This window comes from Frigidibacter sp. SD6-1, from assembly GCF_030143255.1.
Lineage (GTDB): Bacteria > Pseudomonadota > Alphaproteobacteria > Rhodobacterales > Rhodobacteraceae > TMP-24.
The window spans coordinates 65,823-79,150 of sequence record NZ_JARJNR010000006.1 but is presented as its reverse complement, the minus strand read 5'-3'; the positions used below and the strand labels follow the sequence as shown (position 1 = coordinate 79,150).

The following is a 13,328-nucleotide window of genomic DNA, read 5'->3' as shown; positions in this document are numbered from 1 at the left end:
GACATGAGCCTGCACCATCATCCCGCCTCGCCGATCATGGACCACTGCCCCACGACACTGCCTGCCCGCGCCTACCACGACCCCGACTGGTATGCGCGCGAACAGCGCACGATCTGGGCGCGGAACTGGGTAGTGGCGGGGCGCCTGAACGATCTGAAGCCCGGGACGATGAAGCGGCTGCAGGTCGGCAGCGCGAGCGTCATTCTGTGCCGTGCGCCCGACGGTGCGCTGTCGGCCTTCCACAATGTCTGCCGTCATCGCGGGGCGGAGCTCTGCAGCCATGACGAGCAACCGATGGGCAAGCTTGTGACCTGCCGCTATCACGCCTTTGCCTATGCGGCGAAGGACGGGCGGCTGGTCGCGACCGGCCATGCCCATCCAAGCGACGATTTCCGGAAGGAGGATCACGGACTTCTCAAGGTCGCGGTGAAGCTCTGGGCCGGGTTCGTGTTCGTAAATCTCTCTGAGGCGCCTGGCGAGATCGCGCCGGACATGGGCCGCGACTACCTGAAGAACTGGCCGATGGATGACCTTGTCACCGGTCATCGGATGGTGAAGGACCTTGCCTGCAACTGGAAGGTTTTCTGGGAGAATTACAACGAATGCCTGCATTGCCCGGGCGTTCATCCCGAACTGTGCGACATGGTGCCGATCTACGGCACTGGGATCATGGGCGACAATGAAAGACCCGACTGGACGCCGGAAGAACCGCTCCGCTCGCCCTTGAAGGAAGGTGCCGCGACCTGGACCGCTTCGGGCAAGGCCTGCGGGCCGGCGTTTCCGGACCTGACGCCGGAAGAACGGCAGAACGGCTATAATTTCGTGACGGTCTATCCCACGATGTTCGTCGTCGCCCATGTCGATTACGTTCGCGCGGTTTTCCTCGAGCCCACCGGGCCGGAGACGACGCGCCTGACCGCTGAATGGTATTTTTCGCAGGAAACGCTGGATCAGCCGGGGTTCGATGCGGCAGAGGTCGCGGCGTTTGCAAAGATCGTGATGGCGCAGGATTGCGAGGTGGCGGAGCTGAACCAGCGCGGCCTGCGCTCGCCTGCCTACGACCGCGGGCGGCTGATGCCCGAGGAATATGCGATCCGCGATTTCCATCAATGGGTACTCGACCAGATGAAAGAGGAGGGGGCATGAACCAGATCGCACCCGGAACACTGAACATTCCCAAGGATTGGGACCGGCGGGGATTGCCGGGCTGGACCTACCATTCCAGGGCCTTGTTCGAGCTGGAGCGATCCGACCTGTTCCTGACCCATTGGCAACTTGCGGGCCATGTCGGCGATCTGCCCGCGCCGGGCGACTGGATAACCTTCGATCTTCTCGGTGAACGCGCCGTGATCATGCGCGGCCGGGACGGGGTGGTGCGCGCCTTCCACAACCTCTGCCGCCATCGCGGCGCGCGGGTGGTGGATGGCGCGTCGGGCCATTGCAAGGGCGCGATGGTCTGCCCCTTCCACGGCTGGGTCTATAATCTCGACGGCACGCTCCGCGGTGCCGCGCGGCCTGAAACCTTCGGCGACATGGATCGCAGCCAGTTCGGCCTGAAGCCGGTCGAGATGGAGATTTGGCACGGCTTCATCTTCCTGCGCTTCCATCCCGGCCCGCAGCCGTCGGTGGCCGACTGGCTCGCGCCCTACGAGGCCGACTTCGCGGCCTATCGCGCAGATGAGCTTTTGCCCGCCGACGCGGCCTTCTGGGACAGCGAGTTGCCCGTCAACTGGAAGTCGGTGCGCGACGTCGACAACGAGGGCTATCACGTGCCGATGGCGCATCCGGCACTGCAGGACCTTTATGGCCGCAGCTATGTCGACCGGGTGCATCCGGGCAACCTTGTCAGTTCCTACGCGGAATTCGGCGATCAGCCGGGGCGGCTCTGGTCGGTCAAGGCCTATGTCGGTCTCGCGCCGGAGCAGGACTGGCTGCCTGAACGGTTGCGCAAGGCCTGGACCTATTACGGGCTCTTCCCGAATGCAGTCATCGCCTTTACGCCTGAAGGCGCACAATTCTATCAGGATATCCCCCTCAGCCCCGGCAAGACACGGCTGACCGGGCGGATGTACCGCCGCGCTGACGAGACACGCGAAATGCGGATCGCGCGCTATCTTGCCTATCGGATCGATCGGGAAACTTCAAAGGAAGATCAACAGCTTGCGATCTGGTCGAACGAATCGATGAAATCGACGGCCTTCGAGGATTTCCACCTTTCCGACCTTGAATATGGCGTCCGTGTCTATCACGACGGGTTCCGCAGGATCCTGCCAGTGACGCGGTTGCCGGAGCCGCCCGCCGAAGATCAGCTGGCCAATATCAACGAGAATTTGCTTCTAACGACGACCGAATCGCAGTCAAACTAAACCAACCAATGCCGCGTACGTCATGGCGCGGCGCATAAACCAACGGGGATGACCATGATCAGACTGAACCGCCGTCAGACTTTCGCCGCCCTTGGTGCCACGCTTGCCATGCCCTATGTCCGGCCGTCCTGGGCGCAGGCAGGCACCGTGAACGTCTATAACTGGTCCGATTACATCGGCGAGACGACCCTGGAGGATTTCGAGGCCGCAACCGGGATCGGCGTCGTCTATGACACCTATTCCTCGCCCGAGGAGGCGCAGGCCAAGATGATGGCGGGGTCGACCGGCTATGACGTGGTCGACCATGCCGGTCTCGACATGCCGCGCGCGATCGCTGCGGGGATCTACCGCGAGCTTGACAAGTCGAAGCTGCCGAACTGGAAGAACCTCGATCCGGCGATCCTGAAGATCCTCGAAGGCTGGGATCCGGGTAACCTGCATGGCATGCCCTACATGTGGGGCTCGGTCGGCATTACCTACAATCTCGACATGGTGAAGGAACGGCTGCCGGATGCCGATCTGGAAAGCATGGATACGATCTTCAAGCCCGAGAATGCCGAGAAGCTGGCCGATTGCGGCATCTCGATCCTCGACAGCCCGACCGACATCATGCTGATGGTACTGACCTATCTCGGGCTCGATGGCAACACGACCGATCTGGCCGACTATGACAAGGTGATCGAGGCGTTCAAACCGATCCGGCCCTATATCCGCACCTTCGACAATTCCAACTATCTCAACTCCATCCCGAACGGCGAACTCTGCGCGATCAACAACTGGTCGGGCGACTACAGCGTCGCGGCCTCGCGCGCGGCGGAAGCCGGGATCGAGATGAACCTTGGCTATTTCGTGCCGAAGTCGGGGGCGCCGATCTGGGTCGATTGCATGGCCATCCCCTCGGACGCGCCGAATGTCGAGAATGCCTACAAGTTCCTCGATTTCCTGATGCAGCCCGAAGTGATCGCGGCCTGTACCAATTATACCGGCTACGCCAACGCGAACCTGCCCGCGCTCGAATTCGTCGAGGATTGGGTGAAGGACGACCCGGCCGTCTATCCTGACGAGACGGTGAAATCGCGCCTATGGGCACCGAAGCCCTTCAGCGAGGATCAGGACCGCGCCATCACGCGGGCCTGGGCGGCGATCAAGACGGGCTGAGGGGCGGCTGCGATCATGCGGGCAACTGCGCCAGCGGAACCTGTCCGCACCAGTGCCGCCGATCCGGCGCCTTTCATCCGGATCGACGGGGTTTCCAAATATTTCGGCACGTTCCGCGCTGTCGAGAACGTGTCGCTTGAAATCCGGAAGGGCGAGATATTCGCCCTTCTCGGCGGATCGGGCTGCGGCAAGACCACGCTTCTGCGGATGCTTGCCGGGTTCGAGGACCCGACGAAGGGCCGTATCTTCATCGACGGGCAGGACATGACCGGCGTGCCCGCTTACGACCGGCCGGTGAACATGATGTTCCAGAGCTACGCGCTTTTCCCGCATATGAGCGTGGAAAAGAACGTGGGCTACGGGCTGAAGCACGAACGGATGAGCGATGCGGAGCGCAAGGACCGGGTGCGCGAGATGCTGGAACTGGTGCAGCTTTCGCAGTTCGCCCACCGCAAGCCACACCAGATTTCCGGCGGCCAGCGGCAGCGCGTGGCGCTGGCCCGCGCCCTGGCGCGGCAGCCGAAGCTTCTGCTTCTGGACGAGCCGCTCGCCGCGCTCGACAAGAAGCTGCGCGAACATACCCAGTTCGAGCTGATGGATATCCAGCACAAGACCGGCACGACCTTCATCGTTGTCACCCACGATCAGGAAGAGGCGATGATCCTGTCGGACCGGATGGCGGTGATGGACAAGGGCGAGGTCAGGCAGGTCGGCTCGCCGACCGAGATATATGAATATCCGACCAACCGGTTCGTCGCGGGCTTCATCGGCTCGATCAATTTCGCTGAAGCAACCGTTGCCTCGATCTCGGGCGATCTGGCGGAGGTCGAGGTTCCTTCATTCGGTGGCCGTATGACCGCCCGCGCGGTGCCGGGGCTTGCGCCCGGGCAGGCGCTGACGCTCGCCGTCCGGCCCGAGAAGCTGGCGATCAGCCGCGAGCGGCCGGCCGCCGGGAATGCGGTGCGGGGGGTGGTCAGCGATGTCGGCTATTTCGGCAAGGATTCGCTTTACAAGGTGCGGCTACCGTCCGGTGCGGTCCTCTCTGCCCATTCCGCCAATGCCCGGCGCGCTGCAGAGGCGGAGCGGGTTGCCACCTGGGAGGATGAGGTCTGGCTGTGCTTCGATCCGACCGCCGCCATCCTTCTGACCGGCTGAGGGGAAACGCATGACCGATACTGCCGAAGCCGATGCCGCCCCCGCCGCTCGCCGCGGGTCGGGCCTGGCGCGCTGGTTCAACCGGCGCGGCTGGGCCGACCTGACGATCGCCACGCCCTATGTCTGGCTGACGATCTTCTTTCTTCTGCCTTTCATGATCGTGACGGCGATGAGCTTTGCCTCTCGCACGCCCACCTCGCCGCCCTTTTCCTTCGGGGTGCATGACAGCTTCCTCAATTTCGAGAATTTCGCCCGGCTGTTCGAGGACGACCTCTATCGCCGTGCCTTCCTGATCTCGATCCGGAACGCGGCCCTTGCGACGCTTCTGTGCCTCCTCATCGGTTATCCGATGGCGCTTGGCCTGACGCGTGTGTCGCGGTCGGCGCGCAATATCCTGCTGATGCTTGTGATCCTGCCCTTCTGGACCTCGTTCCTGCTCAGGGTCTATGCCTGGATGGGGCTCATGGGCACCAACAGCTGGTTCAACCGGCTTCTGACCTCGATCTACAATGGCCTCGTTCCCGACGACTGGGCGATCCGGTCGATCCAGATGATGCACACCAATTTCGCGGTGGTGCTGGTGACCGTCTATTCCTACCTGCCCTTCATGATCCTGCCGCTCTACGCCAACCTCGAAAAGCTCGACCTGACACTTGACGAGGCCGCGATGGATCTCGGCTCCCGCCCCTTCCGGGTCTTCCTGGACGTGACCCTGCCGCTGTCGATCCCGGGGATCATTGCGGGGGCGATGCTCGTGTTCATCCCGGCCTGCGGCGAGCTGATCATTCCGGGCCTCGTCGGTAACCCCTCGCAGCCGATGATCGGGCGGGTGATCTCTGACGAATTCTCCTCCGCGCGGGACTGGCCGATGGCCTCGGCCGTGTCGGTCGCGCTCCTCTTCCTCATGGTCGGACCGATGATGCTCTATTCGCATTTCGAGGCGAAGGCGCAGGAAAAGAAGGCCATGGAACCATGAACCGCCGCCCGGTCTTCCTGATGTCGGTCCTCGCCTTCGGCTTCGCCTTCTTCTATGTGCCGATCCTCTCCATGATCGTCTTTTCGTTCAACAATGCGCGGCTCGCCACGGTCTGGGGCGGCTTTTCCACCAAATGGTATGCCAAGCTCTTCTCGAACGATCAGGTGCTGGAGGCGGCCTGGCTTTCGGTCCGGATTGCGTTGACGAGTGCGACGGTGGCCACGATCCTCGGCACGATGGCGGGCATTGCCCTTGCCCGTTTCAAGCGCTTTCGCGGCCGGACCTTCTTTTCCGGTCTGGTGACCGCGCCCCTGATCATGCCAGAGGTCATCACCGGCATCTCGACGCTGATCTTCTTCATCCTGATTTCCAATCTTCTGGAGGCCGCATTCGGCTGGAAGACCCAGCGCGGCTTCACCACCATCACCATCGCCCATATCACCTTCTCGCTGACGTTCGTCACCGCGATCATCCAGTCGCGGCTGCGCGACGCCGATATCGCGGTCGAGGAGGCGGCGATGGACCTCGGCTCGCGGCCATGGCAGGTGATGAAGGACATCACCCTGCCGATCATTTCTCCCGCCATCCTGTCGGGCTGGCTTCTGGCCTTCACCATCTCGCTCGACGATGTCGTGATCACCAGCTTCACCACCGGTCCCGGGTCGACGACCCTGCCGATCCTCATCTGGTCGAAGGTCAAGCTCGGCGTGACGCCGGATATCAACGCGCTCGCCACGATCACCGTCTGTGTCGTGGGCCTTGGCGTGATCATCGCCGGCGTTGTTCTGAGCCGGGCGGAGCGGCGGCGCGATCTCGATGCGCAGATGGCCTACCGGGCAAACGAGTGAGAAAATGAGCGACGCGGAAGAGGATCAGCGGCAGTTTCTGCATCTGACAGCTGCCTTGGGCGAGCCCGGGTCGGGTCGTCGTCGCTATGCGGCCGCGATGCATTTCAACCGGCGGGGCCTTTTGTCGGACGGCGCGCTGGAGATCTACCGCATCTGCTCGGCGCGGGATGGCGAGGATCCGGCGGAACTGCTGAAGGTGCGTGGGCTTCAGGGCGAGGTTCCGGTTTCGGGCATGTCAGACGGCGCCTTGGCAATCCGGCGCCTGATTGTCGAGGCCGACCATTATCTTGCGGGTCTCGACGGCCCGGGGCTCGCGGAGGTGCGCCACGGCCTTGCCCTCTGGCGCGAGGGTGTGCCCCGCGCCCGGCCCGGACCGGCGAATGAGGTTGTGGGCCGTTGGCTGGCCCCGGCGCTCGCCTCGGTTTCCGCCGATTTTCCCGGCCTCGCCGCGGCGATCGCCGCGGCCGCGCCGCACCTCGAGTGGATAACCTACGACCTCTACGATCCCGACCGGATCGGCGCGGATTTCATGCAGGGGCACGCCTATGCCTCGATTGTCGGAGAAGCGTCGCCGGTTTCGGCCAAGGATTGGGACATGGGGCTTTTCCTGATCGCGCCGCATGTGCTTTACCGCGACCATTGCCACAAGGCGCCAGAGCTTTACGCGCCGCTGACCGGCCCGCATGGCTGGCGGTTCGGGGTGGACCGGCCGCTGACGATCCTGCCCGCCCACCGGCCGGTCTGGAACGAGCCTTTCCGCCCGCATCTGACCAAGGTCGGGCCTGAGCCGTTCCTCTGCCTGTTCGTCTGGACCCGCGATGTCGGTGACCCCGCAAAGGTTCTTGCCTCCGGTGACTGGCCGGAGCTGGAGGCACTCAGGATAGGTGCGGCCGGGTAGGGGTTGGATGGGGAGGCGGAAGCAATGGATGCCGAAGGCGGGGAACTCTATCACGCGCGCATGATCGGTATGCTCGAGGCGATCTGGGGCGAAGGGTTCCTGTCACCGGGCGGACGGGACGAGGTGGCGCGGGTGCTTGAAGGCGCCGATATCGCCGGGCTCTCCGTTCTCGATATCGGTTGCGGGGCAGGGGGGATCGACCTTGCGCTCGTGCAGCGCCATGGCGCGGGCTATGTGACGGGGATCGATGTCGAGGACAGCGTTCTGGCCCGCGCCCGGTCGCTGGTCGCGGCAGCGGGGCTTGAGGACCGGATCGGCTGCGTCAAGGTGGCGCCCGGCCCCTTGCCCTTTCCGCCCGGTACGTTTGACGTGGTCTTTTCCAAGGATTCCATCGTCCATATCCCTGACAAGCACGCTCTGATGAGCGAGGTCTTCCGGGTCCTGAAACCCGGCGGCTGGTTCATGGCGTCTGACTGGCTGATCGGCCGGGAGGGGCCGCCCTCAGCGGCGATGGCGGCCTACATCGCCGCCGAGGGGCTCGATTTCGGTATGGCCTCGCCCGCGCGCTATCGCGACGCGATGGCGGATGCGGGCTTTGCCGAGGTTTCGGTGACAAGCCGCAACGACTGGTACCGGCAGGTGGCGCGGACAGAGCTTGCGCGTCTGCAAGGCGAGGTGGGGGCTGAAGCTGCCCGGGTCGTCGGACAGGATTTCGTCGACGAGAATATCGGCATCTGGTCGCGGATGATCCCGGTTCTGGACAGCGGCGAACATTGCCCCTCGCATCTGAGGGCACGCAAGCCGGAGTGATCGGTTGCGAGCCGCCGTGATCAATGTGAGCAGTCCCGCCCCGGCCCTGAGCCGGGGCCTCCCCCGCCGTCGGTCATGCGGATAGTGCGCGGGTCCCGATCCGGGGCGGGCGGGTTCACGCATCCGGGCTTGCCGCTGACCCTACTGCACCACGAATTCCGCATGCAGGGCCCCTGCGGCATTGATGCTTTTCAATATGTCGATCATGTCGCGCGGCGAGACGCCGAGCGCGTTCAGCCCCGCCACCACTTCCGACAGCGAGGCGCCATCGCGGATCTCGGCCATGCCGATCCCCGGCTCCTCGGTGATCGAGGCCGAGGTGCGCGGCACGACCACGGTTTCGCCTTCGGCGAAGGGATTAGGCTGCACGGCGTTCGGCGCCTCCTCGACCCTGAGCGTCAGGTTGCCCTGGCTGACCGCGACCCGGCTGATCCGCACATCCTGCCCCATCACGATCGTGCCCGAGCGCTGGTCGATCACCACGCGCGCGCGCTGTTCGGGCTCGACCACGATATTCTCGATCTTGCCCAGCACATGCGCTGGCGAGCGGACGCCGGTGGCGGTGATCGACAGCGCCACCGTCCCCGGATCGGTCATCAGCGCGACCGGCTTGCGGAATTCCTGATTGATCGCCTCTTCGATCCGCGCCGCGGTGGTGAAATCGGGCGTGCGCAGCGCCAGCCGCACCGTATCGAGGCTGCGCAGGTCGAAGGCGATCTCGCGTTCGACCCGCGCGCCCGAGGGGATGGTGCCCGCGGTGGGCACGCCCTGGGTCACGCTCGCCGCCTCACCCTCGGCCGAAACGCCGCCCGCGATGATCGTGCCTTGCGCCACAGCATAGATCTCGCCATCGGCAGCGTTCAGGGGCGTCATCACCAGGGTGCCGCCAAGCAGGCTTTTCGCGTCGCCTATGGCCGAAACCGTCACATCGATCTGGCTGCCCGCGCGGGCGAAGGGCGGCAAGGTCGCGGTGACGAAGACGGCGGCCACGTTCTTCGGCCGGAAGGTCTCGCCCGTGACGTTCACGCCCAGCCGTTCAAGGAGGTTCGACATGATCTCTTCGGTGAAGGGCGCGTTCCGGATGCCGTCGCCGGTGCCGTTGAGGCCCACGACAAGCCCGTAGCCCACCAGATCGTTGCCGCGCACCCCGTCGAATTCGACGAGGTCCTTGATGCGGATCGGCCCGGCGGCGGCACCTGCCGCCCAAAGTGCGATCAGGCAGGCGAGAAGATATCTCATCTGAGGTAATCCGTAAGCGTCAGGCGCGAGAGCCGCGCGGTGATGGCGTAAAGCGTTTCAAGCTGGGTTTGCACCGCCTGCAGTTCGTTCGCCGTCTCGTAAGGGTCGGCGGCGACGATGCGGTTGCGTGCGAGTTCAAGCGCCGAGGCCTCGCTCTCGTTCCTGGTCGAGACGCTGGCGATCTGCGCCTCGACCGCGCCGAGGTTGGCGCGGAGCGTGGCAAGATCACCGCCCGAGCCCATCAGCCTTTGCCCGGCGGTCTTCATCAGGACCCCCTGGCCCACCAGATCGCCCGGCAGCGCCCCTTCCTCGATGATGGCGGCCAGCGCGAGGCCTTTCAGCGTGTCGCGCAATGTGTCGTCGGTGGCGGTCAGCGTGAGGCTCGCCTCTTCGCCCTCGCCGATCCGGAAGGGCTGCAGCGGCGTGGCGGACCCGCCGTAGATCGTATCGACATAGCCGCCACCGCCCGGGGGGGCGTCGAACCAGGCATCGACGGCGCCGATCACGCCGGTCGCCGTCACCTGGCCGGTGATGGCAATCGCCAGCTCGTCGAGGATCTCCTGCGCGCCGAGGATCGGCCTCTGGTCGGTCGCGGTGCCCGACAGGGCATAACGGTCGCCGACCCGGACGTTGAGGGCGGAGACCGCCGAGAACAGTTTCTGGCGGGCATCGTAGGCGGCGGTGGCGATATGGGTGGCGCCGCCGGTGGTTCCGGCGGCGTTGAGCGAGGGGGCAAGGTCGGTGGTGATGGTTTGTACGGTTTCGAAGGCGCTCTGCAGGCTTTCGGTCAATGTGCCCGCCTCGCTTGCCGCCGTGCGGAACGAGGCAAGCACCGAGAGGCTGTGCTCGATGCCGGCGAGCACCTTGAAATCGCCACCCACCGCCTTCGACAGATCCTGCTGCCTGCCCGAGCTCATCTCGTAGGTCAGCCGGTTCAGCGCGGTCTTCAGATCGGTATTCTGGCGGCGAAGCAGGAAGGCCTGCGCCATGTCGCCCTGGCTGATGCTGGTCATGGATCAGAGTCCGATCAGTTTGTTGATGAGGTCGTCGACGGTCTGGATCACGCGGGCATTGGCGGAAAAGGCCTGCTCGATCAGCAAAAGGTTCTGCAGTTCGGCGTCGGTATCGACGCCGTCCTTCAGCTGCAGGTCGGTGAGGCTCGTCTGGCGCGCGGTCGTGTAGGCCTCTCGCGCTTCCGCGTTCTGGCGGTTGCTCGCGACCTGCGACAGGACGTCGGCCGCGAGCCCGCCGGCCGAGCGCCCGGCACCGATGAAGGGGCCGGAGGCGGGGATGCGCGGGGCCGCGAATGCGTCGCGCAGGCTGTTGAGAAGCGTGGCATCGCCAACCTGACCGGGGGCAACGGCGCCGAGCCCGTCGCGCAGATGCCAGAGCGCGCCGCCCTGCGACGGATCGACAAGCGTGTTGAGGCGGATACGCCCGGCGAGGCCCTCCTCGATCAGGGGATCGAAGGGCAGGCCCGCGTCGGTGAAAAGCCCGGGCTGGCCCGGCGCGAGGGTCGGGTCGACGCCCGGCGCCTCGAACCGTTCCATCAGGTCGCGGGCGAGCGCGTCGATCTGCATCTGGATTTCCGGCGCAAGCTCGTCGCGGACCGAGAACTGAGCGCCGAGCGAGCCGCCGCCCAGGACGCCGGTCGGGCCCGACGGTACCGGCTGACCGTTGACGCTCAGGCCGGAGAGCGCGCTGGAGGCGAGCGTCATGTCGGCGGTGATGACGCCAACTGGCGAAAAGCCGACAGTAGCGGGGTTGCCCTCCAACAGGATGGCGCCGCCGGTGGTGTAGAGCGCGATCTGGTCGTGGTCGCGCGCGACCTCGCGCACCGGAACAATCTGCGAGATCCGGTCGACGAGGCCCTGCCGCTGATCCATCAGCGCCGTCGCGTCGCGCCCCGAGGCGCGGGCGGCGAGGATGTCGGCGTTCAACTCATCGGTCTGGATCAGAAGCTTGTTCAGCTCGTCCACCTGCGTGGCGATCGCATCGTCGGCATCCATCCGCGCCTGTTGCAGCATGTCGGTGAGGCCGTTGAATTTTGTGGCGAGATCGTTTGCCGCATCGACGACCGCCTGCAGGCGCGCCTGCGAATCCGGGCGGCTTGCCGCCTGCACAAGGGCCGCGTCGAAGGCGGCATAGAGCCCGCCGAGCGATCCGGCATCGCCGGGCTGGCCAAGCGCCTGTTCGGCGGCGGTCAGGAAGGATGTGCGCGTGCCCGCCGCCGCGACATCGGCGTCGGCCAGACGCCGGTCGGTCAGGAGCGACTGGTTGAGCGAGCGGCTCACGCCGTCGATCCAGACGCCCGCGCCCTGACCGCCGAGCGAGAGCGCCGAGAGGTTCAGTTCGCGCCGCGCATAGCCGGGGGTGCGGGCGTTCGAGATGTTCTGCGACACGACGTCAGCGCCGCGCGAGGCGGCGTTGAGGCCCGAGAGGGCGTTGGCGAGTGTGGTTGTCAGGCCCATTTTAAGCCTTTCCGCGCGGGATCAGCCCCGCCCTGGTTCAGGGTCAGCGTTTGATGTTGGTGGTTTCCTGCAGCATCTCGTCGACGGTCTGGATCACCTTGGCGTTCGAGGAATAGGCGCGCTGGGTCTGGATCAGCGCCGTCAGTTCCGCCGCCACATCGGTCGCCGACCCTTCGCGCGCATAGCCCTGGATCGGCCCGGTCGGCCCGTCGCCCGCGTTCCACAGGAAGAAGGAACCGGAATCCGGCGAGACCTGGAAGGTCTGGTTGTTGAGCGAGATGAGCCCGTTGGGGTTCGGCACATCGACGACCGGGATCTGGTAGATGCGGCGGGTGAAGCCCGTGTCATAGGTCGCGGTGATATAGCCGTTGTCATCGACCTCGACCGCGGTGAGGTTACCCACCGGCGAGCCGTCCTTGGTGATCGAGGTCGGCGCGAAACTGTCGGAAAGCTGCGTCAGGCCGTTGGCGTCGCCCAGGCTGCCGATATGCATGGTGATCGGGCCGCCGGCGACGGTCAGGTCGAGATTGCCCGTGGTGGCGTTGTAGGCACCGCCCGCATTCACCGTGACGGAGGCCAGAGTGCCGCCATTGGCACGGGTGCTGTCAAAGACCAGCGTGTAGTCTCCGATGACGGCGCCGCCCTGGGCGGAATCGCGTATGACCATCGTCCATGTATTCGATGACCCGGTCCCCGGGATCGTCGGGGTGAAGGAGATATCGAGCGTCTCGGACGTGCCGAGATTGCCGAAATATTCGATGGAAAGCGGCAGCGTGCTGCCCGATCGCCCGGCTTCCGTTTCGGTCGCGGGCAGGTTCAGGCCGAGGTTCATCGAGGTCGTGGGGTCGCCCGCCGTCTGGTTGGCGTTGATCACCACGGGCTGGAGCCCCGCAATCGTGTCGCGTGGCAGGATCGGGATCGAGCCGTCGGCATTGGCGGGCCAGCCGAGTAGGACAAGGCCCGATTCCGTCCTCAGAATGCCGTCGGCGTCGGGGCGGAAGGCGCCGGTCGTGGTCATCATCAGCGGCCGCTCGCCGGTGGTGGCGTTCAGCGAGACCGCCGTCGTCACCGGCAGCATGCCGCGCCCCGCGACCGCGATATCGAGCGCATTGCCGGTGCCGACAAGCGGCCCGTGTTCGTCGATGAGGCGCGAGGTCGAGGCGCGCACGCCGCCCGCCGAGTAGACGCCGGAACCGCGCGCCTGATTGATCACGAAATTCTCGAAATCGGTCGTGACGCGCTTGTAGCCATAGGTGCCGGAGTTGGCGATATTGTCGGAAATGGTCGCAAGCCGGGTCGCGTTCGCGCTGAGCCCGGCCACCCCTGCGTTGAGGGAGGAGGAGATGGACATCGGATTGCCGCCTTTCTGCTGCTCGGTCCGTCGATTGCGGCCAAGGTGCAGCACGG

At 65.2% G+C, this 13,328-nt stretch carries 12 protein-coding genes; 8 read left to right on the top strand and 4 right to left on the bottom strand.

The genetic code is table 11. The features are described from left to right. Window positions 1–3 precede the first annotated feature (3 nt). From P0645_RS12310 to P0645_RS12275, 8 genes are read left to right on the top strand one after another with little or no spacing between them, the layout of a single operon-like run. Complete coding sequence (locus P0645_RS12310; protein WP_284164888.1) at window positions 4–1,146, top strand: aromatic ring-hydroxylating oxygenase subunit alpha; 1,143 nt, start codon at window positions 4–6, stop codon at window positions 1,144–1,146. Further along, on the top strand, window positions 1,143–2,366 hold the full coding sequence (locus P0645_RS12305) for an aromatic ring-hydroxylating oxygenase subunit alpha (RefSeq protein WP_284164887.1): 1,224 nt from the start codon (window positions 1,143–1,145) through the stop codon (window positions 2,364–2,366). The genes P0645_RS12310 and P0645_RS12305 overlap by 4 nt, the downstream gene beginning before the upstream one ends. Before the next feature lie 54 nt (window positions 2,367–2,420). Continuing rightward, a complete protein-coding gene (locus P0645_RS12300; protein WP_284164886.1) occupies window positions 2,421–3,524 on the top strand; it encodes a polyamine ABC transporter substrate-binding protein in 1,104 nt (367 codons plus the stop codon). Between the two features lie 15 nt (window positions 3,525–3,539). Beyond that, entirely contained in the window at window positions 3,540–4,679 is a 1,140-nt protein-coding gene (locus tag P0645_RS12295) for an ABC transporter ATP-binding protein (RefSeq protein WP_284164885.1), read from the top strand. 10 nt (window positions 4,680–4,689) lie between these two features. Further along, entirely contained in the window at window positions 4,690–5,655 is a 966-nt protein-coding gene (locus P0645_RS12290; RefSeq protein WP_284164884.1) for an ABC transporter permease, read from the top strand. Then, window positions 5,652–6,503, top strand: coding sequence for an ABC transporter permease subunit (locus P0645_RS12285; protein ID WP_284164883.1), 852 nt, complete (start codon window positions 5,652–5,654; stop codon window positions 6,501–6,503). Before P0645_RS12290 ends, P0645_RS12285 begins: the two co-directional genes overlap by 4 nt. A 4-nt stretch (window positions 6,504–6,507) precedes the next feature. After that, on the top strand, window positions 6,508–7,401 hold the full coding sequence (locus P0645_RS12280) for a dimethylsulfonioproprionate lyase family protein (protein ID WP_284164882.1): 894 nt from the start codon (window positions 6,508–6,510) through the stop codon (window positions 7,399–7,401). Window positions 7,402–7,425: 24 nt separating this feature from the next. Further along, window positions 7,426–8,211 carry a methyltransferase domain-containing protein gene (locus tag P0645_RS12275; RefSeq protein ID WP_284164881.1) on the top strand — a complete coding sequence of 262 codons (786 nt, stop codon included), beginning with the start codon at window positions 7,426–7,428 and terminating at the stop codon, window positions 8,209–8,211. 141 nt (window positions 8,212–8,352) lie between these two features. Here the strand turns inward: P0645_RS12275 and P0645_RS12270 are convergent, their stop codons facing one another. The 4 genes from P0645_RS12270 to P0645_RS12255 are packed head-to-tail and all read right to left on the bottom strand — an operon-like array spanning window position 8,353 to window position 13,272. After that, window positions 8,353–9,450: a flagellar basal body P-ring protein FlgI gene (locus P0645_RS12270; protein WP_284164880.1), complete on the bottom strand. Its 1,098-nt coding sequence runs from the start codon at window positions 9,448–9,450 to the stop codon at window positions 8,353–8,355. After that, a complete protein-coding gene (locus P0645_RS12265) occupies window positions 9,447–10,463 on the bottom strand; it encodes a flagellin (protein WP_284164879.1) in 1,017 nt (338 codons plus the stop codon). The genes P0645_RS12270 and P0645_RS12265 overlap by 4 nt, the downstream gene beginning before the upstream one ends. A 3-nt stretch (window positions 10,464–10,466) precedes the next feature. Continuing rightward, window positions 10,467–11,921, bottom strand: a complete 1,455-nt coding sequence (gene flgK, locus P0645_RS12260) for a flagellar hook-associated protein FlgK (protein ID WP_284164878.1) — start codon at window positions 11,919–11,921, stop codon at window positions 10,467–10,469. Between the two features lie 43 nt (window positions 11,922–11,964). Continuing rightward, window positions 11,965–13,272, bottom strand: a complete 1,308-nt coding sequence (locus P0645_RS12255) for a flagellar hook protein FlgE (RefSeq protein WP_284164877.1) — start codon at window positions 13,270–13,272, stop codon at window positions 11,965–11,967. Window positions 13,273–13,328 lie beyond the last annotated feature (56 nt).